This window comes from Marinobacter excellens LAMA 842 (assembly GCF_001574445.1).
Taxonomy (GTDB): Bacteria; Pseudomonadota; Gammaproteobacteria; order Pseudomonadales; family Oleiphilaceae; genus Marinobacter; species Marinobacter shengliensis.
The window spans coordinates 1-24,991 of the sequence record NZ_LOCO01000023.1 but is presented as its reverse complement, the minus strand read 5'-3'; the positions used below and the strand labels follow the sequence as shown (position 1 = coordinate 24,991).

Genomic DNA, 24,991 nt, shown 5'->3' with positions numbered 1-24,991 from the left:
AAGCGGGACTTTAGGATGATTTTTCCCGATTATCCGGCTGACTTAGCGGATATGGCCCAGAATACCATCCAACTCATCCAGTGAACTGTATTCGATCACCACTTTGCCCTTTCCCCGTTTGCCATGGTTGATCGCAACCCGGGCACCAAGGCGGTCTGAAAGGTCGTCCTGCAGGGCGCGAATATTGGGGTCGAGGCCCTTGCTTTCGGTTTCTTCGGCCGCGGGCTTCTCCTGCTGAATCCGACGCACCAGGGCTTCGGTCTGGCGTACCGACAGCGACTTGGCCACCACCTGGCGGGCCACCTGCATCTGCTGCTCTGGCGGCAGGGTGAGCATGGCGCGGCCATGGCCCATTTCCAGGTCACCGTGTTCCAGCATGGTCCGGACATCTTCGGTGAGGCCAATCAGGCGCAACAGGTTGGTGATGGTGGTGCGGGATTTACCCACCGCTTCTGCCACCTGGGCCTGGGTCAGGCCGAATTCTTCCTGCAGGCGTTGCAGGGCGAAGGCTTCTTCGATCGGATTGAGGTTTTCCCGCTGGATGTTCTCGATCAGCGCCATGGCAATGGCGGCCTCATCGGGCACATCGCGGATAATGGCGGGAATACGGTCCAGTTCGGCTATCTGGGTAGCGCGCCAGCGGCGTTCACCGGCAATCAGTTCATAACGGCCTTCCGCGATGGGGCGAACCACCACCGGCTGCATCACGCCCTGTTGGCGAATGGAGTCGGCCAGTTCCTGCAGGGCGGCCGGGTCCATGTCACGGCGGGGCTGATAACGTCCGCGCTGGATCAGATCCACGGGAATGTCCCGCAGTTCTCCATCGTGATTACCGGGTTCCTGGTTCAGGTTTACTTTGGAACCCTGAAGCAGTGCCCCCAAACCGCGTTCGCCCAAACCTCGTTTCTTCGCCGCCATGGTGGTTGTCATTCTTCCTGTTGAAATGGTGGATGCATGGTCGCCTGACGGCGATCTATGTTACACCGCAACCGCGGCGGATGTCTTTTTCGATCCGTGCCGGCGCACCATTTCTCCGGCCAGGGCCAGATAGGCAATGGCGCCTTTGGAGGCCCGGTCGTAGGCCAGCGCCGGCATACCGTAACTCGGTGCTTCAGCCAGGCGCACGTTGCGTGGGATAACCGCCCGGTAGACCTTGTCACCAAAATACTCGTTAAGCTGACCGGAGACATCCAGGGTCAGGCTGTTGCGCGGGTCGTACATGGTGCGCAGGATGCCTTCGACCTCAAGATTCGGGTTCACCGTTTCCTTTATCTGCTCCACGGTGTTCATCAACGCAGCCAGGCCTTCCAGTGCGTAGTATTCGCATTGCATGGGGATGAGCACTGAATCCGACGCCGACAGGGCATTGACGGTCAGCAGGTTCAGGGACGGCGGGCAATCGATGAGGATGTATTCGTAATTCTCGCGAACGGTGTTAAGGGTCAGGCGCAGCCGGTGCTCCCGACCGATTTCGTTCATTAGTTCCACTTCCGCCGCGGTCAGGTCGCCGTTGGCGGGCAGTATGTCAAAACCGGAGGCCTCAGCCCTGACAATCACTTCGGCAGCGCTGGCACGTTTGGTGAGCACGTCGTAACCGGACAACTGCAGGCTATTCTTGTCGACACCGCTGCCCATGGTGGCGTTACCCTGGGGGTCCATATCCACCAGCAGCACCCGGCGTTTGGTGGCGGCAAGAGACGCGGCAAGATTGACGCAGGTGGTGGTTTTGCCCACACCGCCTTTCTGATTGGTCACAGCAATCACGCGCGCCATGCTTTGCCTCCTGCTCTTGGGGTTAGCGGGTTTACTCAGCCCGGGTGACGATCAGCAAGTGCCTCTCGCCATCTGCACCGGGCACCTTCAGGGAATGGCTGGATTCTACCTGCCAGCCGGCCGGAAGGGCAGCTACTTCATCATCCGGATACTGGCCTTTCATGGCAAGGAACTCACCCTCACTCGCAAGCAACTGGCCACACCAGGTCACCAGGTTCTCCAGGGCGGTAAAGGCCCGGCTGCTGATCTGGGTGAATGGCTGATCCGGCTGGCAGTCTTCCGCCCGGCCATGAATTACCTCAACGTTGCCTAGCCCCAGTTCAAGCACACACTGGTTCAGGAACCGGGTTTTCTTGCCATTGCTGTCAAGCAGGGTAAAGCGTTTTTCCGGGAACACAATGGCCAGAGGGATACCGGGCAGGCCACCCCCGGCGCCAACATCCAGCAGGTGGTCGGTGGTCACCCATGGCAGAATGCTCAGGCTGTCAAGCAATTGCCGTGACACCATCACCCGCTCATCCCGCACGGCGGTCAGGTTGTAGGCCTTGTTCCATTTATTCAGCAATGCGAGAAAAGCCAGCAACTGTTGCTGCTGGCTTTCGCTGAGGGACAGATTCATCGCCGCCAGGCCGTCGCTCAGCTGGCCTGGCCATTGTGGATAAGTCATCTCAGGCGCTCTGCTTTCTCAGCAGGTCCCGCTTTTTCAGGTGCACCAGAATCTGGCTCACCGCGGCCGGCGTGACACCCTGGATGCGTGAGGCCTGGGCGACGGTTTCCGGTCTTACGGTTTGCAGCTTCTGCTTGATCTCGTTCGACAAGCCCCCAATCACCTCATAGTCCAGATCCACCGGCAATGCGGTGTTCTCATTCCGGCGCAGGCGCTCGATTTCATCGGCCTGGCGGGAGATGTAGCCTTCGTACTTGATCTCGATCTCTACCTGCTCAGCCACATTCGGATCGTCTGCCTGATCGGCACCGATCTCGGCAATGTGCTGATAGGCGATTTCCGGGCGGCGCAGCAGCTCGGCCAGGGACTGGTCCCGGGTCATCGGCTGTTTCAGGTAGCCATTGGCACGTTCACCGGCCTCGGTGTTCGGGTGAATGCGGGTGCTTTCCAGGCGGCTGCGCTCTTTGGTGATGCCTTCGCACTTGTCACTGAACTTCTGCCAGCGTTCGTCGTCCACCAGCCCCAGCTTGCGGCCGGTTTCAGTCAGGCGCAGGTCGGCGTTGTCTTCCCGCAGGATCAGCCGGTATTCGGCACGGCTGGTGAACATGCGGTAGGGCTCGCTGGTCCCCATGGTGATCAGGTCGTCCACCAGTACGCCGAGGTAGGCTTCGTCCCGGCGCGGATACCATTCGGCTTTCTCCTGAGCTCGCAAGGCGGCGTTGATGCCCGCCAGCAAGCCCTGGGCGCCGGCTTCTTCATAGCCGGTGGTGCCGTTGATCTGGCCAGCGAAGTACAGGCCCTGGATAAATTTGGTTTCCAGGGTATGGCGCAGATCCTGGGGGTTCAGGTAGTCATACTCGATGGCATAACCCGGGCGCAGGATGTGGGCGTTTTCAAAACCGGGAATGGAGCGCACGGCCTTGAGCTGGATATCAAACGGCAGGCTGGTGGAAATGCCGTTCGGGTACAACTCGTTGGTGGTCAGGCCCTCGGGCTCGACAAAAATCTGGTGCGAATCCTTGTCGGCGAAGCGGTTGACCTTGTCTTCAATGGACGGGCAGTAGCGCGGGCCCACGCCCTCGATATTACCGGCGAACATGGGCGAGCGGTCAAAACCACTGCGGATAATGTCGTGGGTTTCTTCGGTGGTGCGGGTGACATAACAACAGATTTGCTCAGGGTGCTCGTCACGGCTGCCGATGAAAGACATCACCGGTGTCGGGTCGTCGCCCCACTGCTGCTGCATCACTGAAAAATCCACGGTACGGGCATCGATGCGCGGCGGGGTACCGGTTTTCAGGCGGCCAACGTTGAACGGCAACTCCCGCAGGCGTTTGGCCAGCGCATTGGCCGGCGCATCGCCGGCGCGGCCACCGGCGTGGTGCTGCATACCGATGTGGATAACGCCGCCGAGGAAGGTACCGGTGGTCAGCACGACGGTTTTGGCGTTGAAGCGAATACCGGTCTGGGTAACCACGCCCACCACCTGGTCGTTTTCCACAATCAGGTCATCGGCGGCCTGCTGGAACAGGGTCAGGTTGGGCTGGTTTTCCAGGGTATGGCGAATCGCCGCCTTGTACAGAATCCGGTCAGCCTGGGCGCGGGTGGCACGCACCGCCGGGCCCTTACGGCTGTTCAGCACACGAAACTGGATACCGGCTTTATCGGTAGCCCGGGCCATGGCCCCGCCCAAGGCGTCGATTTCCTTCACCAGGTGGCTCTTGCCGATCCCCCCGATGGCGGGGTTACAGGACATCTGCCCCAGAGTCTCAATGTTGTGGGTCAGCAGCAGGGTTTGCGAACCCATGCGCGCGGCTGCCAGGGCGGCTTCAGTACCGGCATGGCCACCACCAATGACAATGACATCGAAACGGGTCGGAAACTCCACACTACACCTCGGAAATCGGGCTTTAAAAAAGGGTATGAAAACAGGGCGGCGAGTATAACGCCTCGCCGGCGAAATTGCAGTCTGAATGTGCAAATTTTAACCAGATATCGCCCCGGCGAAAAGCATCCCGGCGGCGGGAGCCCAGAATTCCGGTGGATAAACCCGGGGCTTAGGCTAGGTAAAAACCGAAACTTTTTGCTTTTCAGTCAGTTGTCAGCAGCTTCTCAGAAAAGTTTTCAAGAAAGTTATCCACATACCTGATCACTTTTTCAACGCTTAAAAATGATGGCAACTATCTGTTTTTTATAGCAATAAAAAGTTTTATTCCGGGCTTATCCGTAGGTTTTCCAATTAATTATCCACAGATTTTTCGGCCCGGCGCCTCAGCCCCAACACACTCACCCACACCAACCCGTTAGTCAGTGACAACATCAGGAAAAACCCGGGGATTCCCAGCTCAAACACACCCAGAACCACGATGCCTGCCAGGGCACTGCACACCATGAACAGGGAGTTGATCACGTTCAGGGCAGCGATGATGCGCGCCCGCTTGTGATCCGGGGTTTCGTGCTGGATAAAGGCGTACAGGGGCACGATAAACAGCCCGCCACAGATGCCAATCCCCACCAGATCCAGCAATACCCGGATATACACAGGCTCGGTGATCAGACTCAGCCAGGTAGAGGGGCTGGGGTCTGCGGGTACCGCGAAGAACAGGTCGATGCCCAGCAGCGTCAGGCCCAGCGCCCCCCAGGGTACCGGCGACAGGGTGATCCGGTGTTTGGTCAGCCGCTCACACAGCATGGAGCCGATGGAAATACCCACGATAAACATCGCCAGCAACAGGGTAACCACGGTTTCATCCCCGGCCAGCCAGGTTTTGGCGAAGTTGGGGAACTGGGTCAGGTAGGCGGCGCCCAGAAACCAGAACCAGGAGATGGCCAGAATCGCCCACAGTACCTGGCGACGTTCCGCCGCCACCGACATCAGCCGCCAGGTTTCCAGCAGCGGCCGGAACCGGACCCGAACACCTGGCGATTCATCCCGGGTATTGGGTACTTGCCGGGCCGCAAGATATCCGAGCACCGCCATTACCACCACACCAACGGCGGTGACTTTCGCCGCCTGGTCAGCCCCCATGATCAAGCCCGCAGCAATGGTGCCCAGCAAGATCGCGACAAAGGTGCCCATGCTGACCAGGCCATTGCCGCCAACCAGTTCGTCATCGGTCAGCACTCGGGGCAGAATCGAATACTTGACCGGACCGAAGAAGGTGGACTGCACCCCCATCAGGAACAACAACACCAGCAGCAACTCGTACCAGCCAAACCAGAGGCCCGTGGCGGCCACCAGCATGATGCCAATTTCCGCGGCTTTAACGTTGCGGATGATCACGGCCTTTTCATAGCGGTCAGCCATCTGGCCGGCGATACCGGAAAACAGGAAGAACGGCAGGATGAACAGGAACGCAGCGATGTTGACCACCACATTCACAGACAACCCCATCAGACCACCGGCCTGAAAGGTAATCAGAAGCAACAGGGCGTTTTTGTAGAGGTTGTCGTTAAAGGCGCCGGAGAACTGGGTCAGGTAGAACGGCAAAAACCGCCGTTGGCCCAATAACCGGAACTGACTGTGTTGACCCATACGAGCTGCTTCCCTGGCACAAGTTTGTCGACGCTTCTAAGGCTAAAAAGCCTGTTATACCAGAGGGGCGGCCGGATAACACCCGGCCGCCCCTGGTTCAGAAGTCGTCAGCCCGCTTGCCGGGGTTTGCCGCCAATCCGGACCCTCCGGCGGACCCGGACGCCAGGCGCTCCAGCTCCTTTTCCACCGCGTTGGACGACTTGGCGAATCGCGCCAGGAGGTTGTACAACACCGGAATGATGAACAGCGTCAGCGTCGTGGCGAACACCAGCCCACCGAGAATCACCATACCGATGGCCGCCCGGCTTTCCGCACCGGCGCCGGTAGCAATGACCAGTGGTACGGCGCCGAACACTGTGGAAATAGTGGTCATCAAAACAGGACGGAAACGCAGGGTGGCACCCTCAAGAATCGCGTCTCGCACCTCGTAACCCTTGTCCCGCAACTGGTTGGCAAACTCCACAATCAATATGCCGTTCTTGGCCATCAACCCAAGCAACATGATAATGCCGATCTGGCTGTAAATGTTCAGACTGATCCCAGACCAGGCCAACGCAATGAGCGCCCCGGTCACGGCCAGCGGCACGGACAACATGATGATCAACGGGTGAATCCAGCTCTCGAACTGGGCCGCCAGCACCAGGAACACGATGATAAACGCCAGGCCGAAGGTCAGATAGATAGCGGCGGACGAATCCTGAAACTCCCGGGACAGGCCCTTGTAGCTGAGCCGGGCCTCCGGCGGCAGGTTATCCACAGCCAGATTATTCAAGTAGGTCAGCGCCGAGCCCAGATCGTAACCATCCGCCAGGGAAGCACTGATAACCACCGCCGGCAGTCGATCAATACGCCGCAGATCCGGATTGGCGCCGATTTCTTCCACCGATACCAGAGCCTTGATTGGAATCAGCTCGCCGCCCTCTCGCGGCCGCAGAAAGATCTGCTCAAGATCCCCCGGCGTTGCCCTGTTGGCGTCGTCAGCCTGAATGATGACATCGTACTCGCGACCCCGATCCACATAGGTGGTCACATTCCGGGAAGCCAGCATGGTTTGCAGGGTCAGACCAACATCCTGAACGGTAATGTCCAGGTCCGCCGCCCTGTCCCGATCAATATTCAACCGCAGCTCCGGCCGGGTCAGCTCAAAATCGGTATCCACATTGATCAGGTTCGGGTTCTCTTTCGCCCGTTCGACGATCTCTTCACTCCAGGCCTGTACCGATTCGTAATCCGGCCCGGCCACCACAAATTCAACAGGCTGATTGAAGCCTCGCTGGCCAAGGCCCGGCGGGTTGATCACGTTAATCCGTACACCGGAAATATCCGCCAGCTTCTGCCGGATGTCACTGGTTACCTGCTGCTGTTTGATGTCGCGGTTATCCCAATGGGTCAGGCCCATGATCATAAAGGCGTTATCTTCTTCCTCCCGGAAACCGACAATCGACAGGAAGCGGGCAGCAATGCCTTCGTCCAGGTACGGCAGTAATTGCGTCTCCGCCTGGCGGACAAAGTGGTCGGTGTATTCAACGGTCGACCCCCTCGGGGCGCTGGTGGGCATGATGATTACCCCCCGGTCTTCCGTAGGCGCAAGTTCCTGCGGCAGGCGCGGGAAAATGACGGTGGCGATGATCAGGCCAGCCACACCCAGGCCCAACAACAAACCCGGCTGATTCAGGGAGAATGTCAGCAGTTTTTTATAGCCATTGGTCAGGCCATTGAGCACTTTCTCGCTGAATGCCCACAGGCGGTGGCCTTCTTCGGATTCCGGGCTGTGCTGGAGCCATTTCGAGCACAGCATCGGGGCCAGCGTCAGCGCAACCAGGCTTGAAAAGATCACGGCAGCCGCCAGGGTGAAGCCAAACTCGGCGAACAGCCGGCCAACGTTGCCGCCCATAAACGAAATGGGCACGAACACAGCAATCAGTGTCAGTGTGGTGGCAATGATCGCGAAAGCCACCTGCTTGGCACCGCGATAGGCTGCCAACAGCGGTGGTTCTCCTTCATCAATGCGCCGCTGGATGTTTTCCAGCATCACGATGGCATCATCCACCACCAGGCCGATGGCAAGGATAATCGCCAGCAACGTAAGCACGTTGATGGAAAACCCCAGGAAACCCAGGCCGATAAACGCCCCGATCACCGCCACCGGTATGGTCACGGCCGGTATCAACGTGGCCCGCCAGGATCTCAGGAACAGGAAAATCACCAGAATCACCAGAGACACGGCGATGCCCAGGGTGATCAACACCTCTTTGATGGAGGCACGGATAAAGATGGATTCGTCGTAGCTTTCCGCAAGTGAGACTTCCGGTGGAAGCGTGTCCCGAATCCGCTCAAGTTCGGCACGCACCGCATCCGATACCGCCACGGTATTGGCTTTGGATTGCCGGATAATGCCCAGGCCAATGGCGGTTTTCCCGTTGGCCCGCAACCGACTGATGTCAGATTCCACACCCATCTGGATATTGGCGACTTCGCCCAACCGCAGCAAATCATTGCCGTCACGGCGCACCACCAGGTTGCGGAACTCTTCAACACTGGACAAGCGACCTTCCGCCCTTACCGTGAAGTTGCGGGTAGACGAATCCACCTGCCCCGCCGGTAATTCAACGTTGTTGTCCCGGAGTGCGCGCTCTACCTCCGCCACCGTGATGTTTCTGGCCGCCAGGCGCTCCCGGTCGAGCCACACCCGAATGGCGTATCGGCGCTCGCCACCAATTCGAACATCGGCTACACCATCGAGCACCGACAACCGGTCGACCAGCACCCGATCGGCGAAATCGCTGAGTTCTGCGCTGTCCCATACATCACTGAGCAGCGTTACCCACATCATCGGCCGGGCATCGGAGTCCGCCTTACGAACCCTGGGGGCATCTGCTTCATCGGGTAACTGGTTGGCCACACGGGCAACTGCATCGCGGACATCGTTCGCTGCAACATCGATATCGCGAGAAGTGTTGAATTCGATGGACGTTCGGGATTCACCTTGCTCAGTGGATGACTCGATGGAACGAATACCCTCAATGCCACTGATCGCACCTTCAATCACCTGGGTGATCTGGGTATCGACCACTTCAGCCGCAGCACCAGTGTAGTCGGTGGACACCGACACAATGGGTGGGTCAATGTCAGGATACTCCCGAACGGGCAGTTCCATCAGTGCCGCCACCCCGAACACCACAATCAGCAGGCTGAGAACCGTAGCGAATACCGGGCGCTTGATGGAAATATCGGAGAGGACCATAGATCAGGACTCCCGGCTGGAAATAAACCGGTTATCCGGTATTGCCAGATCAGACTCCAGCAGCCTGAGCCGGTCACCGGTACTCAGGCGATCCTGGCCGGTGACCACCACCTGGTCCTCGACCTCCAGGCCTTCCACCACCTCAACCAGGCCAGGCATTCGCGAGCCCGTGCGCACCGACACCCGGCGGGCAACACCATCTTCTGCCACAAATACATATTTCTGATCACCCCGGATCATGACCGCCTGTTCCGGTATGACCAGGCCTTCTCGTTCCTGCAACGTCAGAGACGCGGACATGAATTGGCCGGGTCGCAGGCGGCCCTCAGAGTTGTCGATCAATGCCCGAACAGACAGTGTCCGGCTCAGCTCATTGATCCGGGTAGCCAGTTCTATCAGCTCCCCCTCAAAAACTTCGCCCGGAAACGCAGGGGAGGTAGCCCGAACTCGTTGCCCAATCCTGACCTGACCAATGAATCGCTCGGGAACAGCGAAGTTCAGTTCCATCTTGTCATTGGTATCCAGGGTGGTGATGGTGGTGCCTGCCTGGAGAAATGCCCCAACGCTGATATCCGAAAGCCCGACCACACCGGCGAACGGCGCTTCGATCCGATGGTTCTGTAACCGGACCCTCGCAGCCTCTCGCTGAGCAATGGCAACGTCGACGGCGGTTCTGAGTTCATCGACCTGGGACTGAGAGATACTGTTATTGGCTCGCAGCCTCTGGGCCCGTTCATACTGGCGCCGGGCATCAGCCAGCTGTGCCTCAATAACGGCAAGGTCAGCCCGGGCCTGGCGATCATCCAACCGGAGCAGAACAGCCCCTTGGGCTACCGCAGCGCCTGGCTGCAGATTCAGTTCCATCACTCGACCGCTCACCTCAGTGGTCAACTCTACCGAGTTCAGGGCTCGCAGATTTGCCACGGCGCCAACGGTGTCACGAACCCGTTGCCGTTCCGGTGTTACCACATTGACGGCACTGGCCTGAGCCTCGCCACCGCTCTGGCCACTGTCTCCTGACTCCAGGTTCAGGTAAATACCAGCCCCTGCAGCTACCACCGCAACCAGAACCACAGCGATCAGCCATTGTTTCCACATGGGTTTTGCTAACCTTTCAGATATAAATGTTACGAGTCGTCCCCGTACCCCAGTTTCTGGATAACCAGCACCACCTCACCAACCTCGACACCCCATTTGCTCATAGTGGTCTGGTTGATCAGGGTGTCTGGTGTGATCAGGTACATCCAGTCGTCCATCCGGACGTCTATGGTGCCATCGCCGTATGACACCCTTAGTACATAATTCATATGGATGGCGTTGCCCTGCCAGCGCATGGTGCCGGGTTTGACTACGTCGCCAGCCTCGGCATGGTAGCTGTCGCCGGCCGGGGTCAGCGTCCAGACCCGGGTTTGAACCTCTCCGTCGTCGAACCGGAATACTTCATCCAGGGTGCCAACGCCCTCATCGCTCCAGGTGGCCACAATATCGGCGTCAAAGGTACGAATGACCTTACCGGAGAAGTTCTTGACTACTCCACGGGCAGAAAGTTCGCCCTGGAAAAATTCCCGGGGGATCAGCTCCGGTTGTGCGTCGCGATAATCGTCCAGTGAAGGGCCAGCACAGCCTGCCAGCACAGATACCATCAACAGTATAAGAGCAACTGACCAGACACCACCGGCTTTAAGTCGAATTTCCCTGTTTTGCATGACTTTTACACTCCGCTAGATGGCCTTGGCTAAGGCGTCGTCGAGTTGTGATTTACGGGCCAGGAGCAAGATCCGATCAGGCAGATATGAAATGCGTCATTTGAGCCAATTGTCCATTCTGACATGCAGACAAGCGCTTTCCGTCAATGGCAGCCGCAAGTGAATGCCGTAAAACAGCAGTCATAACGGGCCTCGGGCCCGACCGGATTGCGATAACAGACTGTGAGGATGGGTTATGCCAGTGTACAAAGCGCCATTGCGTGACATGAAATTTCTGCTGAACGACGTATTCGACTACCCGGGCCACTACCAGACCCTGGCCTCTGGAGAGAACGCAACACCGGATATTGTAGACGCCATTCTGACCGAGTGCGGGCGCTTCTGTGAGGAAGTGCTGAGCCCAATCTACCAGAGCGGTGATGAAGAAGGCTGCCGCCTGGAAAACGGCGAAGTCACCACGCCCAAAGGCTACAAAGATGCCTACAACCAGTACGTGATGGGCGGCTGGCAGGGGTTGTCAGCCCCGGAAGAATATGGCGGCCAGGGCCTGCCGGCGTCCATGGGTCTGTTCAAACAGGAAATGATGGGCACCGCCAACTGGTCGTTCTCCATGTATCCGGGGCTGTCACTCGGTGCCATGAACACCATCTTCCTGCACGGCTCGGAAGACCAGAAACAGACTTACCTGGTGCCTCTGACCGAGGGCCGCTGGGGCGGCACCATGTGCCTGACCGAGCCCCAATGCGGCACCGACCTGGGCCAGGTGAAGACCAAGGCCGAACCACAGGCGGACGGCAGCTACAAGCTGACCGGCACCAAGATTTTCATTTCCTCCGGTGAGCACGATCTGACCGAGAACATTGTCCACATTGTGTTGGCGCGCCTGCCGGATGCGCCCAAGGGTACCCGTGGCATCAGCCTGTTTATCGTGCCCAAGTTCCTGCCGGCTGCGGATGGCAGCGTGGGCGAACGCAATGGCGTGAACTGCGGCAGCCTGGAAAAGAAAATGGGCATCAAGGCCTCGGCCACCTGCGTGATGAACTTCGACGGCGCCACCGGCTACCTGATCGGCCCGGAAAATGAGGGCCTGGAGTGCATGTTCACCTTTATGAACACGGCCCGTATCGGCACTGCCATTCAGGGCGTTGGCCCGGCTGAACTGTCGTACCAGTGGGCGCTGGACTACGCCAAAGAGCGCCGTTCCATGCGCGCGCTGTCTGGCAAGAAAGAGCCAGACCAGGTGGCCGACAGCCTGATTCACCACGCGGATGTAAGGCGCATGCTGCTGACACAGAAAGCCATCGCCGAAGGTGGCCGCGCCATGCTGTATTACTCTGCCAGGCTGGCCGACCATATGGTTGAGGCACACACCGTGGGCGACGCCGAAAACGCCGAAAAATACGACGACAAACTGGGTTTCCTGACCCCGATCTTGAAAGGTTTCCTGACCGAGCTGGGCAACGAAGCCGCTAATCTGGGTGTGCAGGTGTTCGGTGGCCACGGATACATCCGCGAGCACGGCATGGAACAGATCGTTCGTGATACCCGCATTGCCACGCTTTACGAGGGCACCACCGGCATCCAGGCACTGGACCTGCTGGGCCGCAAGGTGTTGCTGATGACCCAGGGCGGCGCAGTCAGGGAATTCACCCTGAAGATTGCCAACTTCGCCCGCAAGCACCTGACCAACAAACAGCTGCGCCCAATGGCCATCGAGCTGCTGAAACTGACGGCCCAGTGGAACCTGCTGACTGTCCGGGTGATGCTGGCGGCCCGCAAAGACCGCGACGTAGTCAGTGCTGCGGCCCACGACTTCCTGATGTACAGCGGTTACGTCACCATGGCCTATATGTGGTTGCGCCAGTCTGCGGTGGCCGCCGACAAGCTGGAAAATAGCGGCGACGAATCCGACGCCTTCTACCAGACCAAGTTGGCAACCGCCGAGTTCTACTACGAGCGTCTGCTGCCACGGGCCCAGGCCCACGCCACCAGCATGCTCAGCCCGACTCGCAACCTGATGCAGGTGGAGCCGGAAAATATGGCCTTTACCGGGTGATTACCCGGTAACTTTATGTCCCGGGCCTTGCCCGGGACTTTTTCTTTGTATCAGCAGTAACCGCCGCTCACAGCCCCCACTTGGTCTCTATGGCCTCGTACATCCCGTTGTTGCGAATGGTCTCCAGTCCCTGGCGTAGCTTGCGAATCACTTCCTCTGAAGTCTCGAGGTTCATCGCCAGGTACAGTTCGGTGTTATTGAACGAAAACACCGGTTCCAGGCCTTCAACGTCCTGTTGGGAGGCGAAGTAAGGTCCTGCCAGCCGGTCTGCAATCCACAGGTCAACCTGGCCCAGTTCCAGACGTTTGGGGTTAAGGTCATCGCTGTCCATGGCCGATACCCGGAAATCGCGCTCCAGCAGGTACTCGGTCATCACATCACCACGGTATCCGGCGTACAGCATGCCTCGGGTATCTTCCAGGCTGTCAATCTGCAAGTCCGTACCGGGGGGTGCAAAAATGGTCCACAGGTTGGTGGTCAGTGGCCCTACCCATTTGAACTGGGAAGCCCGGTTTTCCGTGTAGGTGGTGCAGTAGATGCCATGATTCTTCTTGTTCAGCGCACGGTTATAGCCAAAATCCCAGTTGCGCAGCTTGATCACGTAATCCAGCCCGGAGTGCTCGAGAATGGCCTTGACCATTTCTGTGCACAGACCATCAATGCCATCTTCGTTATGCTCGAAGGCACGCCCCGTGGCACTCATGTTGTAGGGAGGGAAGTTCTCGGTATAGATATAGATACGCTCAGACGCCACGGCCGGCAATGATGCCGTAAACAGGGCAAAAACGACCGCAGTAACGCACAGCAGGTTACGCACAGGTTATCTCCTTTAACTCGAATGGCATGAAACCGCCAAACTGGCGGCACCAATAGACGTAGGCGGAGTTTACCCGACGCTTTGACGTTGTTTTACAACTAAACTGTTTGTTTTCGTAAGGGAATTCGTCAGGCCGCCGGGCGAATGCCGGCGGCCTGGGGTTGTGGATAACTGTGGATAACTCAGAAATCGACGGTTGCGGAGAGCCACAAACGGCGACCTTCTTCTACCGTTCCGCCGCTGGCCATGCCACGGAAGATATACACATAATCCGAAGCCCAGGCATCCACCTGGTTGCCATTGTTATCCACATACGAGTACTCACTGCCAGACAGGAACTCCTTGTCGAACAGGTTGTAAACGGTGGCGGTGAGTTTTACCCGCTCGCTGGCCTGGTAAGCGCCGCCCAGGTGGAAGAGCGCATAGGCGCTCAGGTCACCCACCTGGTCAAACACCGCTGCTTCTTCTGCGGTGAAATTCTCACGGTTCTTCAGGTAGCGGGTACGCTCACCTCGGTATTCGCCGGACAACCATAGATCCAGCTGCGGAGACGCCTGCCAGTTCAGGCGCGCATGCACCACATGCTCCGGCGTGTTGGTCAAAGGTGCCCCTTTGTTGTCACCACTCTTCTGCTCAGTGTCGGTATAGGTATAGTTGCCGCGAATACTCCAGTCCGGAGCAAAGCGCCAGCTGGACGCCAGCTCGATACCCCGGGTCTCAGCCTTGCCGATGTTATCCAGCTGGTCGTAGGTGCCGTCCGGAATCCTAGGGTCACCACTGATGGTCACCGGCGCTCCGCTGTCGATCTTGTCCTTGAACTGGGTGAAGAATACCGTGGCGTTGGCTTTGAAACCTTGCAGGTTGTCAAAGTAGGCGCCTACCTCGTAGTTGGTGCTTTTTTCCGGTTCCAGGTCCGGTGTGCCTATGGTCAGCACCTCACCCTGGCTGGTGACACCGTTGATGCCATTGTGCAAATCATTGATGTCAGGGGTTTTATAACCCTGACTGACACCACCCTTGAGGGTCCAGCTGGGTGACGTGTTCCACACCAGATAAGCCCGGGGCGTAAAATGGCCGGAGAAAGCGTCATGATCTTCGTAACGCCCTCCCAGCGTCAGGGCCAGATCGTCTCTCAGATACCATTCATCCTCGGCAAACACCGCCCAGGATTCCTGTTTGAAGGTGGTGTTGGCAACGCTGTCTTCCAGTCGGGTATCACGGTACTGTGCCCCCAGCGTCACGATGTGGTTGGCGGTGACGGGCGCAACCAACCGGGTATCAAACACGGTATCTTCCGATTCCAGCTTGCGATCCTGGCCACCAATCAGATTCTGATAGGGCGCATCGTAAGGCGTACCTATGGTACCCGGAATGGTCCGGCCTTTGGTTTCGGTCACGTTGTACGTCAGATCACTGCTCCAGGTGCCAAAGCCCAGCTGGCTGGCATGGCCCAGGGCAATCTGGTCACGGTTGAACCGTAGCTCGTCCCGATAGCCATTGGCGGTGTTGGTGTCAGCGTTGCAGGCCCGGTTCTGCCCATCCAGGGTACCCAGTTGGCAACTGTCATTGTTGTACACCTGGCGCCCCTGTTCGGCATCCAGATAGAACTCATGGCCCTGAACCGGCACCAGCGTCAACCTTGCACCAAGGTTATGGTTACGACCATCCACCGGTGCAACACCCCGCTTGGGCGCCTCGCTACCGTCGTCGAAACTCAGATCCGCCGCCGATCGATCAAACACGCTGCCGCGTACCGCAAGCCCGAGCAGATTGTCGATCAGCGGTCCACTGGTGTAGAAACTGGCTTTACCGTTATCGCCGTATTCCCGGTGTTGCTGGAAGGTGTGCTCGAGCGTGACCGAGCCAATCCACTCATCGGACACCTTCTTGGTAATGATATTCACCACGCCACCAATGGCATCGGAACCGTATAGCGTTGACATGGGCCCGCGGATTACTTCGATACGTTCAATCGCCGACAAAGGCGGAATGAAGCTGGTGGAGGTATCACCAAAGCCATTGGGAGTGACGTTGCCCGGAGGATTCTGGCGGCGGCCGTCAATCAGTATCAGGGTATATTCACTCGGTAGGCCTCGAATACTGATGTTCAGCCCACCGGTCTTGCCGGTGCTCTGGCGTACATCCACGCCTTCCACGGTTTCCAGGGCTTCCGCCAGATTGGAGAACTGGCTTTGTTGCAGGTTCTGCTGGCTGATCACACTGATGCTGGCCGGAGCATCGGTCACCTTCTGCTCAAAGCCCGATGCCGAAACAACCAGCTCATCCAGTTGCGTCGGTTGGGCAACACTGTGTAGAGAAAAGGTGCTGCTAACAGCCGCAACAGACGCGGCCAGAATTGAGGGCCTGAATACCATGAGTCACTCCTTGAAGATCAAGACTGAAAATCAGGAGCGAATGATATTATTTCTCATTTGATAATTACAACGATTTAACCGGGACGATGTGTCCCGGAAGATGGAACCCTTGACCGGGGCTACTTGCCGATGCAAAAGCTGCTGAAGATCTTGCCCAGCAGGTCATCGGGCGTGAGATGGCCGGTGATTTCACCCAAGGCGTCCTGGGCCGCCCGAAGATCCTCAGCCAGGAGTTCCCCGGCGCCATAGCCTTCCAGTTGGGTCTGTCCCTGAAGAAGGGAATCCCGAGCGCGTTCCAGGGCATCCAGGTGGCGTCGGCGGGCCAGAAAGCCGCCTTCGGTGGTACTGGCAAAGCCAATGCATTCCTTGAGGTGCGTACGGAGGGTGTCCAGGCCTTCCGACCCTTTGGCCGCCAGGCGAATAACCGGCGCGGTCTGGTGGGGTTCGGCACTGATGCCCACCGGCTCACCCGACAAATCCACTTTGTTACGGATAACCGTGACCGGGGCACTGGCCGGGAGCTGGTCAATAAAATCTGGCCAGATTTCATGGGGTTCGGTTTTATCGGTGGTGGTGGCATCCACCATCAACAGAATGCGATCCGCCTGGCGTATTTCATCCCAGGCCCGGGCAATACCGATCTGTTCCACCTCGTCCGGGCTGTCCCGGAGGCCGGCGGTGTCGATGATGTGCAACGGCATGCCATCAATGTGGATATGTTCCCGCAGGACATCCCGGGTGGTGCCTTCAATGGCGGTGACAATGGCCGCTTCGCGGCCGGCCAGGGCATTGAGCAGGCTGGATTTTCCGGCATTGGGACGACCGGCGATCACCACCTTCATGCCATCCCGCAGAATGGTGCCCTGCTGGGCTTCCGACAGGATCTGTTCCACCTGTTGCAACAGGCCTTGCAGATCAACCGCCACTTTGCCGTCGGCGAGAAAATCGATTTCTTCCTCCGGAAAGTCGATGGCCGCTTCCACGTAGATACGCAAGTGGGTAACCGCATCGACCAGTTCATCAATCCGTCTGGAAAACACACCTTGCATGGAGCGCACGGCGCAACGGGCTGCCTGCTCTGAGCTGCTTTCAATCAGGTCGGCAATGGCTTCAGCCTGGGCCAGGTCGAGTTTGTCATTCAGAAACGCCCGCTCAGAAAACTCACCAGGCCGTGCCAGACGGGCGCCCTGACTACAGACTTCCCGCAACAGCATATCGAGGATCACGGTACCGCCGTGCCCCTGCAGCTCAAACACGTCTTCACCGGTGAACGAATGAGGGTTCGGAAAATACAGCCCGATGCCCTCGTCGATCAGTTCGCCCCGGCTATCGTGAAAAGGTCCATAATGGGCGTAGCGGGGCCGGGGCTCAAAACCGAGCATGTTCCGGGCAATCTCAACGGCTTTTGGCCCTGAAACCCGAACAATACCCACACCCGCCTGGCCTGGTGCGGTGGCAATGGCTGCGATGGTGTCTGTGGTTGCCTGCATGGTGTGTTTATCCTGATTAGAAATGACAAAGGCTCCACAGGGGAGCCTTTGTCAGGTCAGTGCAACTGATCACTCAGTGTTTCTTGCCTGCCATTTCCACTTCAATCTTGCGGGTAATGTACCACTGCTGGGAGATCGAAAGAATGTTGTTCACCAGCCAGTACAGTACCAGACCAGCCGGGAACCACAGGAAGAACACCGTAAAGACTGGTGGCATCAGCTTCATGATCTTCGCCTGCATGGGGTCTGGTGGTGTCGGGTTCAGGCTCATCTGGATGAACATACTGATGCCCATCAGAATTGGCAGGATAAAGTACGGATCCATCTGGGACAGATCGTTTATCCACAACATGAACGGCGCATGGCGCAGCTGCACACTCTCGAACAGTACCCAATAGAGCGAAATGAACACCGGCATCTGTACCAGTATCGGCAAACAGCCACCCAGCGGATTGATCTTTTCCCGCTTGTACAGGGCCATCATCTCCTGGGACATCCGCTGGCGATCGTCACCATAGAGTTCTTTCAGGCGCGTGAGTTGTGGCGCGACGGCCCGCATTTTTGCCATGGAGCGATAGCTGGTTGCTGACAGGTGGAAGAACACGGCTTTTACCAGAACGGTCAGCAGAATAATGGCCACACCCCAGTTACCCACCAGGCCATAGAACCATTCCAGGATGTAGAACAGCGGCAGGGAGATGAAGAACAGCCAGCCAAAGTCAACGGTACGGTCCAGGTTAGGAGCCAGGGCTTCCAGACGATCAATGATTTTGGGGCCCACGTAAGCAGTGGCACCTACCTCAACAGTCTGCCCGGGGGCAACCGCGGTTGCTGGATAGACAAAACCCATCACATGCAACTGATCCCGGCGGGTGGTCTGGAACTGGGCTGTTTTATCACGGTCCGGAACCCAGGCGGTAATGAAGTAGTGCTGCAGGAACGCCAGCCAGCCATTAGTGACCGGTTCGTTAACCCGTTGTTTGCCCAGGTCGCTGAAATCGTATTTTTCATAGGGATCGTCAGGCGTGCTGATGACCAGGCCAAGGTAGGCCTTGATACCCATAGTGGTCTGGGAGGTTGGGTCAGGAGCCTCGTCCCTTACGATTTTGCCGGTGAAGTTACCTTGCCAGTCGGTATCGGACTGGTTGTTGATCAGGTAACGGATATCAATCTCATAGCTGTCCCGGGCAAGACGGTAGCGTTTGGTGATATCAACGCCATCGTCTGTGGTCAGTTTTAGGTCAATGATCAGTTCATCCTGGCCATCGGTCAGCTCGAAACGGGATGCTTCTGCCTGGTAAACCGGTGCCTGACCGGCACTGCGACCATCGGGGCCGTTGCGCCCGATCAAGCCACTTTCCAGAATATAGGTACGGTTCTGGGTGTTGGTCAGAAGAGTCAGGGGTTGTTCGCTGTCGAGCGATTCATCGTACTGAAGCAGGGAACTGGCAATGACATTGCCACCAACACGGTCGATGGTCAGTTCCAGTACGTCGGTCACTACCGTGATGAACTGGTCGCCGACACTTTGTTCGCCGTCAGAGGAGGTGGACCGGAGTTCGCCGGTTTCCGGCGTGACAAACTCATCGTCTGTCCGGGAAGCACTTTCCGGCAGAACCATGTCATCAACAGATCCGTCCGACCCCGAGGTTTCTACCTGGGTGACCTGTTCAGTACGGGGCTGGTTGTAGTCCTCATTCCAGGCAAGCACCATCAGATAACTGACAATAGCCAGGCCGGCAAACAAAACGATGCGTTGAATATCCATAAACGTTAGTTTCTGGTTTGAGTGTTGGTCGGAGAATATTGGGTCTCTGTGCCCGGTACGGGATCATAACCGCCTTCGGCCCAGGGATGACACCTTAATAATCGGCGGGTTGCCAGATACGAGCCTTTGGCTGCTCCGTGGTGTTGAATAGCTTCAACCGCGTACTGGGAGCAGGTTGGGAAATGCCGGCAATGGCTGGCCATCATGGGACTGATAGCGTACTGATAGAACCGGATAGGCAGTAACAGAATCTGTCGCATTAACCCGTACCTTTTGAATTCACAGTCGTTTGATCAACTGAGGACTGATGGTACTTCTTTCTGAGACGGCGCCAAAGATCGTTAAGCGACGATATGACTGAGGCGTTATCCAGTTGAGCGAGTCCTTGCCGACCAAGAACAATAATGTCGAGGTCCGGTAGATCCGTCTGATGCCTGAAAGTTTCTCGAACCTGGCGTTTTATCCGATTTCTCTGGACCGCCAGTTTGAGATTCTTTTTGGAGAAAATGAGTCCGACCCTGGCGTGGCCCAGATTATTTGGAGCTGCCAGGATCAGAAAATTCCTGTGCGGAACTTTCAGCTGCACATCATCGAAGACCTTGCTGTAGTCCGAAGGCCGCAACAGTCTGTGTGACTTCGGAAACGTCAAGGCCTTCATGAGGCAAACATCAGGTTACGCTGACAGGCGTGCGCGGCCCTTGGCACGGCGACGAGAGATTACCTTACGGCCGTTAGCAGTCGCCATACGGGCACGGAAGCCGTGAACACGCTTGCGCTTCAGGACGCTCGGTTGGAATGTTCTTTTCATGGTGATGTTCTCACAAATTCGTCAATGGACATTGGTCGTTGGCTGGAAAATAGACAGCCAAAACAGGAGCGGCATTCTAGTCAAATCTGCTAGCAAGTTCAATGACTGTGCATCGGGGAAGTGAATTTTTCGGTATGGGTACAAGCCGAAGGCCTGACTAATAAAATCTATAGGTCTTTTTTAAATTCTTTCAAAGATTATTTATTACTGTTATTAGGCACCTTGATATCTGTGGGAAAGTCTGTTTTTTCCTTCAACAACAAATGCTTGAATTAATGACAAGTACGGTGACAGGTGGCCGTAAGCTCTGTGGACGAGAGGGTGTGGAATTGTGAATAACCCGGTGTTTCGAGGAAGGCCCGAGTTATTCATGGTTTGGTCCAAGGCTTTCACACAGGGTTGGGGGCGGTCTGTGCACAAGGACCTGTGGGTAACTTTTTTTCAGGGCATTTCTGTACACAAGCCTGTAGATAGGTCTGGAACTTTCTGAAAGATGAGGAGAAATGTTTCCACAGGCTGTTTATGACAGTGATTGTTGGCCTTTTACTGTGGGCCACGGCGGGGTAGAATCCGGGGTCACCTTGAGCGTCGGGAAAAGCCTTTTCCGATGTGAGAACAGTCAGGTTTCGGGAGCAGGCGGTCGTGCCTAACAGTATGTGGCATCAATGTCTTGAAGTACTCCGGGATGAGTTTCCCGCGCAACAGTTCAATACCTGGTTGAGACCCCTCCAGTCGGATCTCCGAGAGGGCCAGCTGATGCTGTTTGCGCCGAACCGTTTTGTGATGGACTGGGTTAATGAAAAGTATCTGCGCCGTATAGAGGAAGTTCTGAAGGACCTCAACGGTGGCCAGGCGCCGCGGGTTCAGATGAAAGTAGGGTCGGCGCCCCGGGAAAGTGAACCGGTGGTGCGCTCGGTGGCTGAGCGGAAGCCGGCTAGTCTGGCAGACGAAATCGGGCAGCGGGTAACCGAGGAAGAGAAGAGTGTCGCGGCAACTGTCGCGGGTTCTACCTCTGCCGGTGTTAGCCGCAGTGCGCAGAAAATCAATGGCGAGCGCCGTCCGGTTCAAGTGGAAGGTGACATCAAGCACCAGAGCTTTCTGAATGAGACTTTCACCTTCGAGACCTTTGTTGAGGGTAAGTCCAACCAGCTGGCCCGCGCGGCCTCAATGCAGGTGGCTGAGAACCCCGGCGGAGCCTATAACCCGCTGTTCCTGTACGGCGGTGTCGGTCTTGGTAAAACCCACCTGATGCATGCCATCGGTAATGAAATCGTCCGCCGTAATCCCAAGGCGAAAGTCGCTTACCTTCGATCTGAACGGTTTGTTGCGGATATGGTCAAGGCTCTGCAGCTGAACGCCATCAACGAGTTCAAACGTTACTATCGATCTGTGGATGCGTTGCTGATTGACGATATTCAGTTCTTCGCCCGGAAAGAGCGCTCACAGGAAGAATTTTTCCATACCTTTAATGCGCTGCTTGAAGGTGGCCAGCAGGTCATCGTGACCTGTGATCGGTTTCCGAAAGAAATCGTCGATATGGAAGAGCGATTGAAATCCAGGTTTGGCTGGGGTCTGACGGTAATGGTGGAGCCGCCGGAGCTGGAAACCCGGGTGGCGATTCTGATGAAAAAGGCCGAGCAGGCTAATGTGAAACTGAGCAGCGAGGCGGCATTCTTTATTGCTCAGAAGATTCGATCAAACGTTCGAGAGTTAGAAGGCGCGCTTCGTTTGGTGATAGCGAATGCTCACTTCACCGGGTCTGAGATTACCCCTCCATTTATCCGGGAAAGCCTGAAGGATCTGCTGGCGCTGCATGAAAAGCAGGTCAGTATCGATAACATCCAGCGCACGGTGGCGGAGTACTACAAGATCAAGGTGGCCGATCTATTGTCCAAACGCCGCACCCGGACGGTGACCCGGCCCCGTCAGGTGGCCATGTCCCTGGCCAAGGAGTTGACCAATCACAGCCTGCCAGAAATCGGCGACGCCTTTGGTGGCCGTGACCACACCACGGTGTTGCATGCTTGTAAGAAGATTGTGGAACTCCAGGAAACGGACCCTGGAATCCGCGAGGACTACCAGAACTTTATGCGATTGCTGACCACCTGACCCCGGGTGGCGATCAACCAACAACATTCACTTCCGACAACTGAAGCCGAGTGCCATGAAACTGACCATAAGCCGTGAATCCCTTCTTACTCCTCTGCAAAGCATTGCTGGCGTTGTGGAAAAGAAACAGACCATGCCGGTTTTGTCCAACGTGTTGCTGGAAGCTGAAGACAACACATTGACACTCACCGGTACCAATATGGAAGTTGAGCTGGTCGGGCGGGTTACGCCGGTCCACGTGGACCAACCGGGCAGGATCACGGTACCGGCCAGGAAGCTGTCTGATATCTGTCGGGCACTGGGTGACGAAGCCCCGATTGATCTGGCGCTTGAAGGCGACCGTCTGCACGTGCGTGCAGGCAACTCCCATTTTACCTTGTCGACCCTGCCGGCCGAGCACTTCCCCAATGTGGAAGACGAGCCGGAAAGCTTCCGCCTGGAGCTTCCGCAGAAAGAACTCGGTCGCATGCTGGACGCGACGGCGTTTGCCATGGCACAGCAGGATGTTCGTTATTACCTCAATGGTCTGCTACTGGAAGTCGACAGCGGCCATGTACGGGTAGTAGCAACCGATGGTCACCGCCTGGCGATGGCACATTCCGATCTGCAGACCGGGTGCCCGGAACCCCGGCAGGTGATTGTGCCGAGAAAAGGCGTGTTGGAGCTCGCCCGCCTGCTGGACGACGTGGAATCGCCGGTGACCCTGGTGATTGGCGACAATCATCTGCGTGCGACGGTGGGTGCGTATACCTTCACTTCCAAGCTGATTGAAGGCAAGTTCCCGGATTACAACCGGGTTATCCCCAGGGGTGGCGATAAGGTGGTGCTCGCTGACAGGGCAACGCTGAAGAACACCTTGCAGCGGGCCGGTATTCTGTCTCATGAGAATATCCGCGGTGTGCGCCTGAACCTGGCGCCGGGAGAGCTGCAGGTGTTCGCCAACAACCCGGACCAGGAACAGGCCGAAGATGCGCTGCCGGTGGACTATCAGGGCGAATCCCTTCAGATCGGTTTTAATGTAGGTTATCTGATTGACGTGATGAATGCGCTGGATGAGGCGCAGGTGAAGATTACCCTGTCCAATCCCAACAGCAGCGCATTGATCGAAGCAGAGAACGATAACAGCTGCCTGTATGTGGTCATGCCGATGCGGCTGTAACCTTTCCGGAGGAATTTAATGGGTGCCGTAACGAACGGAATCAAAGGTGCTTTCAGGGTTGGTCAAACACTGTCGGTGCTTGGCCGTACCGGTCTGAACTGGGTTCGGGGCGATCGCCCCCCTACCCCGAAACTGCTGCGCCAGACGTTTGAGAATCTTGGGGCCACCTATATCAAGCTTGGTCAGTTTATAGCGAGCTCCCCCACGTTCTTTCCAAAAGAGTACGTGGAAGAGTTTCAGTATTGTCTTGATAAAACCCCCAGTCTTCCATTTGGCGTGATCAAGCGCATTATTCGTGAGGAACTCGGGCGGCCGATTGATCAGGTGTACTCGGAAATCGATCCGGTGGCTCTGGCGTCGGCATCTATTGCGCAGGTTCATGCGGCGAAACTGGTGACTGGCGAAGACGTGGTTATCAAGGTTCAGAAGCCTGGCGTGGAAAATATTCTGCTGACGGACCTGAACTTTCTGTACCTGTCGGCGCGGATTCTGGAAACCCTGGCGCCGAAGCTGTCGTGGACATCCCTGTCTGGCATTGTTGAAGAAATTCAGCAGACCATGATGGAAGAATGTGACTTCATCAAGGAAGCCAATAATCTGAAGGTGTTCCGGGAATTCTTGCTGAATACCCATAACGACGACGCGACCGTGCCCCGGGTATATGAGCAATGTAGTACTCGCAGGATCCTGACCATGGAACGTTTCTATGGCGTTCCGCTGACGGATCTCGAAAGCATTCGCGGTTTTTCGAAGGATCCCGAACGTACCCTGATTACCGCCATGAACACCTGGTTCGCCAGCCTGACCCAGTGTGAGTTTTTCCACGCGGATGTGCATGCTGGCAACCTGATGGTGCTGAAGGACGGGCGCGTCGGGTTTATCGATTTTGGTATTGTCGGGCGCATCAGGCCGGACACCTGGCAGGCGGTGAGCGATTTCATCTCCGCGATCATGGTCGGTAACTTCGACGGTATGGCTGATGCCATGATCCGGATTGGTGTCACCCGTCGCACGGTAAGGGTGGATGAGCTCTCTGCCGATCTGCAACGCCTGTATCGTCAGATGGATCGAATGGTTCCGGACGACGTTCCCTATGAAATGGGTCAGGCGGAAGATGACGTCAACAACATTCTTATGGATATGGTGAAGGTGGGCGAAAGTCATGGCCTGCACTTTCCGCGGGAATTTGCGCTGTTGCTGAAACAGTTCCTCTATTTTGATCGGTATGTGCATATTCTCGCACCGGAGATGGATGTGTTTATGGATGAGCGGTTGACCATGCTTCATTGACGAGCGTCGCCGCCACGCATCTTGTACACTAAGGCAATGTCGCGTTCCGGCATTGCCTTTTTTTTGGTGCGCCAGGCATGGCGCGTAGCGCCTTGACGGGCGCTGTTCCGGTACAGGTGGTGCTGGCCGGATGACTTGGGGGTGCAAGTCCCCTGTGGGCCCGGCAAGGGGAACCACTAGCCGGACGGCAAGGG

General features: G+C 57.0%; 19 protein-coding genes. 4 read left to right on the top strand and 15 right to left on the bottom strand.

Going from position 1 to position 24,991, the window contains the following annotated elements:
- Positions 1 to 42: 42 nt before the first annotated feature.
- From J122_RS16105 to J122_RS16070, 8 genes are all read right to left on the bottom strand, one after another.
- On the bottom strand, positions 43 to 918 hold the full coding sequence (locus tag J122_RS16105; RefSeq protein WP_061333217.1) for a ParB/RepB/Spo0J family partition protein: 876 nt from the start codon (positions 916 to 918) through the stop codon (positions 43 to 45).
- A gap of 60 nt (positions 919 to 978) precedes the next feature.
- Positions 979 to 1,773: a ParA family protein gene (locus tag J122_RS16100; protein ID WP_061333188.1), complete on the bottom strand. Its 795-nt coding sequence runs from the start codon at positions 1,771 to 1,773 to the stop codon at positions 979 to 981.
- 31 nt (positions 1,774 to 1,804) lie between these two features.
- On the bottom strand, positions 1,805 to 2,440 hold the full coding sequence (gene rsmG, locus J122_RS16095; protein ID WP_061333187.1) for a 16S rRNA (guanine(527)-N(7))-methyltransferase RsmG: 636 nt from the start codon (positions 2,438 to 2,440) through the stop codon (positions 1,805 to 1,807).
- Between the two features lies 1 nt (position 2,441).
- Complete coding sequence (gene mnmG, locus J122_RS16090; protein WP_061333186.1) at positions 2,442 to 4,328, bottom strand: tRNA uridine-5-carboxymethylaminomethyl(34) synthesis enzyme MnmG; 1,887 nt, start codon at positions 4,326 to 4,328, stop codon at positions 2,442 to 2,444.
- Between the two features lie 351 nt (positions 4,329 to 4,679).
- Positions 4,680 to 5,975 (bottom strand): MFS transporter, encoded by a 1,296-nt coding sequence (locus tag J122_RS16085; protein WP_061333185.1) that lies wholly within the window; start codon positions 5,973 to 5,975, stop codon positions 4,680 to 4,682.
- 97 nt (positions 5,976 to 6,072) lie between these two features.
- A complete protein-coding gene (locus J122_RS16080; RefSeq protein WP_061333184.1) occupies positions 6,073 to 9,219 on the bottom strand; it encodes an efflux RND transporter permease subunit in 3,147 nt (1,048 codons plus the stop codon).
- A gap of 3 nt (positions 9,220 to 9,222) precedes the next feature.
- The gene (locus tag J122_RS16075; RefSeq protein WP_061333183.1) at positions 9,223 to 10,317 is read right to left on the bottom strand and encodes an efflux RND transporter periplasmic adaptor subunit; all 1,095 of its coding nucleotides are present in this window, start codon (positions 10,315 to 10,317) and stop codon (positions 9,223 to 9,225) included.
- A 29-nt stretch (positions 10,318 to 10,346) separates the two neighbouring features.
- Positions 10,347 to 10,862 carry a DUF3833 domain-containing protein gene (locus J122_RS16070; protein WP_264753584.1) on the bottom strand — a complete coding sequence of 172 codons (516 nt, stop codon included), beginning with the start codon at positions 10,860 to 10,862 and terminating at the stop codon, positions 10,347 to 10,349.
- Positions 10,863 to 11,160: 298 nt separating this feature from the next.
- On the opposite strand from J122_RS16070, the gene J122_RS16065 reads away from it, so the two are divergent.
- Positions 11,161 to 12,981, top strand: a complete 1,821-nt coding sequence (locus J122_RS16065) for an acyl-CoA dehydrogenase C-terminal domain-containing protein (protein ID WP_061333181.1) — start codon at positions 11,161 to 11,163, stop codon at positions 12,979 to 12,981.
- Positions 12,982 to 13,048: 67 nt separating this feature from the next.
- Here J122_RS16065 and J122_RS16060 read toward each other — a convergent pair whose 3' ends face one another.
- The 7 genes from J122_RS16060 to rpmH form a co-directional block, all read right to left on the bottom strand.
- Positions 13,049 to 13,798, bottom strand: coding sequence for a substrate-binding periplasmic protein (locus J122_RS16060; protein ID WP_061333180.1), 750 nt, complete (start codon positions 13,796 to 13,798; stop codon positions 13,049 to 13,051).
- A 182-nt stretch (positions 13,799 to 13,980) separates the two neighbouring features.
- Positions 13,981 to 16,173, bottom strand: coding sequence for a TonB-dependent receptor domain-containing protein (locus tag J122_RS16055; protein ID WP_061333179.1), 2,193 nt, complete (start codon positions 16,171 to 16,173; stop codon positions 13,981 to 13,983).
- Positions 16,174 to 16,292: 119 nt separating this feature from the next.
- Positions 16,293 to 17,663: a tRNA uridine-5-carboxymethylaminomethyl(34) synthesis GTPase MnmE gene (gene mnmE / locus J122_RS16050; protein ID WP_061333178.1), complete on the bottom strand. Its 1,371-nt coding sequence runs from the start codon at positions 17,661 to 17,663 to the stop codon at positions 16,293 to 16,295.
- A 73-nt stretch (positions 17,664 to 17,736) separates the two neighbouring features.
- A complete protein-coding gene (gene yidC / locus J122_RS16045) occupies positions 17,737 to 19,431 on the bottom strand; it encodes a membrane protein insertase YidC (protein WP_061333177.1) in 1,695 nt (564 codons plus the stop codon).
- Between the two features lie 5 nt (positions 19,432 to 19,436).
- Positions 19,437 to 19,691, bottom strand: coding sequence for a membrane protein insertion efficiency factor YidD (yidD, locus tag J122_RS21270; protein WP_082780614.1), 255 nt, complete (start codon positions 19,689 to 19,691; stop codon positions 19,437 to 19,439).
- The gene (gene rnpA / locus J122_RS21265; RefSeq protein WP_072675874.1) at positions 19,691 to 20,089 is read right to left on the bottom strand and encodes a ribonuclease P protein component; all 399 of its coding nucleotides are present in this window, start codon (positions 20,087 to 20,089) and stop codon (positions 19,691 to 19,693) included. Before rnpA ends, yidD begins: the two co-directional genes overlap by 1 nt.
- Positions 20,090 to 20,104: 15 nt before the next feature.
- Positions 20,105 to 20,239: a 50S ribosomal protein L34 gene (rpmH, locus tag J122_RS21260; protein ID WP_008172542.1), complete on the bottom strand. Its 135-nt coding sequence runs from the start codon at positions 20,237 to 20,239 to the stop codon at positions 20,105 to 20,107.
- Positions 20,240 to 20,881: 642 nt separating this feature from the next.
- On the opposite strand from rpmH, the gene dnaA reads away from it, so the two are divergent.
- Genes dnaA through J122_RS16025 form a run of 3 tightly spaced genes read left to right on the top strand, consistent with a single transcriptional unit; the run spans position 20,882 to position 24,797 of the window.
- Positions 20,882 to 22,348 carry a chromosomal replication initiator protein DnaA gene (gene dnaA, locus J122_RS16035; protein ID WP_061333175.1) on the top strand — a complete coding sequence of 489 codons (1,467 nt, stop codon included), beginning with the start codon at positions 20,882 to 20,884 and terminating at the stop codon, positions 22,346 to 22,348.
- A gap of 55 nt (positions 22,349 to 22,403) precedes the next feature.
- A complete protein-coding gene (gene dnaN, locus J122_RS16030; protein ID WP_058090925.1) occupies positions 22,404 to 23,507 on the top strand; it encodes a DNA polymerase III subunit beta in 1,104 nt (367 codons plus the stop codon).
- Positions 23,508 to 23,525: 18 nt separating this feature from the next.
- Entirely contained in the window at positions 23,526 to 24,797 is a 1,272-nt protein-coding gene (locus J122_RS16025) for an ABC1 kinase family protein (protein ID WP_061333174.1), read from the top strand.
- The last annotated feature ends 194 nt before the right edge of the window (positions 24,798 to 24,991 follow it).